The 3748-nt window shown below is 52.2% G+C and carries 3 protein-coding genes and 1 pseudogene; 2 read left to right on the forward strand and 2 right to left on the reverse strand.

Going from position 1 to position 3748, the window contains the following annotated elements:
- Positions 1–76: 76 nt before the first annotated feature.
- Positions 77–252, forward strand: a pseudogene (locus PG887_RS21895) (transposase domain-containing protein); the annotation flags it as partial.
- A 116-nt stretch (positions 253–368) separates the two neighbouring features.
- Positions 369–2000 carry a methyl-accepting chemotaxis protein gene (locus tag PG887_RS21900; RefSeq protein WP_005301975.1) on the forward strand — a complete coding sequence of 544 codons (1632 nt, stop codon included), beginning with the start codon at positions 369–371 and terminating at the stop codon, positions 1998–2000.
- A 353-nt stretch (positions 2001–2353) separates the two neighbouring features.
- Here PG887_RS21900 and PG887_RS21905 read toward each other — a convergent pair whose 3' ends face one another.
- A complete protein-coding gene (locus PG887_RS21905; protein ID WP_167824835.1) occupies positions 2354–2758 on the reverse strand; it encodes an H-NS family histone-like protein in 405 nt (134 codons plus the stop codon).
- A 659-nt stretch (positions 2759–3417) separates the two neighbouring features.
- Positions 3418–3690 carry a YagK/YfjJ domain-containing protein gene (locus tag PG887_RS22765; protein WP_442866345.1) on the reverse strand — a complete coding sequence of 91 codons (273 nt, stop codon included), beginning with the start codon at positions 3688–3690 and terminating at the stop codon, positions 3418–3420.
- Positions 3691–3748: the final 58 nt, after the last annotated feature.

The raw sequence follows: 3748 nt of genomic DNA on the forward strand, positions 1-3748 counted from the left end.
GCTGATGGGCTGCTTGTCATCGGACTCTTTCATGGCTTGCAGCAGCTTGTGCTTGAGCATCCAGGCGGTGTCATATTACTCGTTGCTGGAGACCGCCAAAGCCAATCAACTGGAGCCGTCAGCGTATATCAATTATGTGCTGCGCGGATCGGCGAAGCGGACAGCCTGGAAAAGCTGGAAGCGCTGCTACCGTGGAATGTGGCGCTGGAGCCGATTTCAAAAAAAGTGGTGCAATACAACGAAGGCAAGTAGGTCGATTTAACGGCGCTTACGGTGTATGCTACGCCGCCCCCGGTGACGACACCATTACGGTGTCAGGCTCCATGGGTCGCTATATAGGTACAGATTCAGGTCATGAAGGGGCAAGTATGACCATACAAGGTTCGTTGAGAGCACAGTTACTGGCGTTGTTGGGCGGAAGTATTCTTCTCCTCGTCATCATCTCGTTGTTATGTTTCCGTCTGCTGGAGCACGGGGTCGAAGATTATCAATCCCTGGTTAACAGCACGCTGCAAGAGTCGACGCTGGTTGAGCGGGCCAATCTGGAGTTCAAGAGCCAGGTTCAGGAGTGGAAAAATGTCCTGCTGCGCGGCAAGGATCCGGAGGCTCTGACCAAGTATTGGACCCGGTTTGAAGAGCAGGAGCGTGCGGTCAACCAGACGCTGGCGCAACTGAGCCAGTTGGCCGGGCAGTGGCAGGATCAGGAGTTGGTTGCCCAGGTGCGGAGCCTGAGTGATGAACATCAGAAACTCGGGCTGGCCTATCGTCAGGGCAAAGAGAAGTTTGTTGCCGCTCAGGGCGACCCGACTGTGGGGGATCAGGCGGTGAAGGGTATCGATCGGGCAACCAGCGAGCAGATGGAGGCTCTGGTCAAGCATCTGCATGAAGAAGGCAATCGTCAGGCCCAAGCCATTAGTGAGGAGACCCACAGCCAAGCCATTCTCGGCGTGGTATTCCTGATTGTGGCGTCATTACTGGTGGGGGTGCTCAGTCTCTGGTTGGTGAATCGCCAACTGCTGGTGCCGATCAAGGCGCTCACCGACTTCATTATCCAGTTGAGCCATGGCAAGTTTGATCGACCCTTTGCGCTGCAACGGCAGGATGAACTGGGTGCCCTGGCCAAGGCCGCCAATACCCTGCGCGATTTCTTGGGGACGACCTTTTCCCAGCTCAAGTTGAGTGGCGAGCAGCTGGATAGTGCCAGCCATGAACTCAAGGAAATCTCCGGGTTGATGGCCAAGGGCACCCAGGATCAATTCTCCCGCACCGATATGGTGGCTACCGCGATGCACGAGATGTCGGCGACGGCGCAGAATGTCGCGGAGAATGCCGCATCGGCCGCCCAGGCGACGGATCAGGCGGACCATACGGCTCACGAAGGCGAGCAAGTGATGCAGGACACCATAGGCGGCATTGCCCAGATGGGTAAAGAAATTGACAACACGGCTGGCGTTATAAAACAACTGGATGAAGATAGCCGCCGCATCAGTACCGTGCTGGAGGTGATCCGTTCCATTGCCGAGCAGACCAACCTGCTGGCCTTGAATGCGGCGATTGAAGCGGCGCGGGCCGGTGAGCAGGGTCGCGGCTTCGCCGTGGTCGCGGACGAGGTTCGTACCCTGGCCAAGCGCACGGCGGACTCTACGGCGGAGATCAACCAGATCATCGCCAAGGTACAGCGTGGCACCCAGGAAGCGGTACAGGCGATTGGTAGTAGCCAGCAACTCAGCCAGCAGAGTATCGAACAGGTGACGGTCGCGGGTCGCAAGTTGCAGAGCATCACGAGCTCCATCAGCCAGATCCACGGCATGAACCAGCAGATCGCCACCGCCGCCGAGGAGCAGACGCTGGTGGTGGAAGATATCGCCCGCAACCTGGTGGATATCAAAACCATCGCCACCGAGAACGAAGAGAACGCCCACCGCACCCAGGGTGCCAGCGACCAGTTGCATCAAACCGCGGTCGACCTCAACCGCGCCATGCAAAAGCTGATGGCCTAAATCAAAACCGGGCCCCGCGGATAGCGGGGCCCGGTTTTTCCTAAACAGATGCAAACGGCTTCCCCTAGCGCATCCCAGGGCGGGATCGCACTTTGTTAATGAAATTTCTGATTACCCATGACCCTCAGCCAGCTTCAAGAGCCGATATGGCATCGGCGGGCTTGCCACGACTGCATGCCTCAATTCAACAAACATAAAAATCAAACAGGCTGTAGCCTTTCTGGAATTGGACTTTGCTTTTGGCCATGATCTCGTACCTCAGTAACTGTACGTAAGATCAGTATAGCTCGTGGTGACTGCTAATCATGGGTAATCAGGATAGAAAAAGGACTGGCTAACCAGTCCTTTTGACATCAAATCAGGAATTCTTCCAACTGCCTGCCTTGCTCCAGCATGGCGGCCAACGCTTTAGGAGTGCGTCCCTGGCCGGTCCAGGTATGCTCTTCTCCATTATCCATATAACGATACTTCGGCGGACGCGGAGCACGTTTGGCACCTTCCCGTTGAGCTTTCCCAGCTGTAACGCCCTGTACTAGTTCAGCTGGGTCAATGCCAGCATCAGCCAACATAGCTTGGAATTCTGCCAGCTTGGCCAAACGCTCTGCATCAGCTGCACGGGTCTTTTCGATTTCGGCAGCCCGCTCGTTATAAATCGAGGAGAACTTCTCGTTTACTTCTTCCAGCTGCTCAAAGGAGAGTTCACGCAATGCAGCACGCAGGCTACGGATATTCAGCAATACCTTCAAAAATTCATTCATGATTAAGCAATCTCAATAAGGGCACCCCATGCCGAGTGGGTCGCAGGACAGAAGTTGTCGTTTTTTGAATCCAAGTAGGATTGACCCCAAAACTGCATAAGGATAACACGAGCAACAGCGACAAGAAGGAATGCTACGCCATGATACGTCACCAATGCAACCGCTGTCAGTTGCTGAGGATGGGTAGCGATGGATTAATTCACCTGTAATGTGCACTGCATCGAATAAAATAACAAGCAGAGAAACGCCCCTCGCTTGGATTGGCTCATTTATGTGCATTCATAATAGACATTAAAGCGACTACAATGCGCTTATTGAGCTTGCATAAATGATCCTACCCGAGCTAGCTTGCGGTGCTTGGATACACTCATGGAGCCTTTGATGAGCATTATTAGTACATTCTCTGCATCCCGTTGAAACATCCCATTCGATAGATGACAACCTAGGACTCAGCAAATAATAATAAAATTAATTTGAGATGCAGACACTTAATTTGCACTAATCACAAGGCATCCGAATGAGCGCTCACTCATTATCCAAAGCGAACGTTCATGGGCTCAGTACAGGCCACCTAGATTATTTTGAGAGCGATACATGTTTATTTAACTATCATTTCTTGCTTAAAAACATTCATTCGATTGTCGTACCGCCAATCACCTCTACGCCTGACTGCAACCAAAGTTACGATATCCATCACCGATGTCTTTAGTGTAAAGCTTACACAAATAAACCAATCTCAATAAAAATTTACGATATCGGTCTGAGTGAATGGTCGCAGATACCGTATCGAATACAAAACTTCCATCAAATGGAAAATGAACGAGCTTGGCAAACATTGGGTAATTAAGTTTTAATGCACCGCACCAAGCCTTTTGAATTCTGGTGGCTAGGTTATCCGCATCATGCTTGTTGTAATCCCCCGGTGTCAGAATAGTTGTCGCCTAATCTGAATAATCTAAATGTGAAGACCGGGGGCGGATAAAGAGTGTC

Source organism: Aeromonas sp. QDB14, assembly GCF_027707845.1.
GTDB classification, from domain to species: domain Bacteria; phylum Pseudomonadota; class Gammaproteobacteria; order Enterobacterales; family Aeromonadaceae; genus Aeromonas; species Aeromonas caviae.

Coding starts and splice junctions, on each gene's coding strand:
- PG887_RS21900 (WP_005301975.1), top strand. CDS start 369: ATGACCATACAAGGTTCGTTGAGAGCACAGTTACTGGCGTTGTTGGGC.
- PG887_RS21905 (WP_167824835.1), bottom strand. CDS start 2,758: ATGAATGAATTTTTGAAGGTATTGCTGAATATCCGTAGCCTGCGTGCT.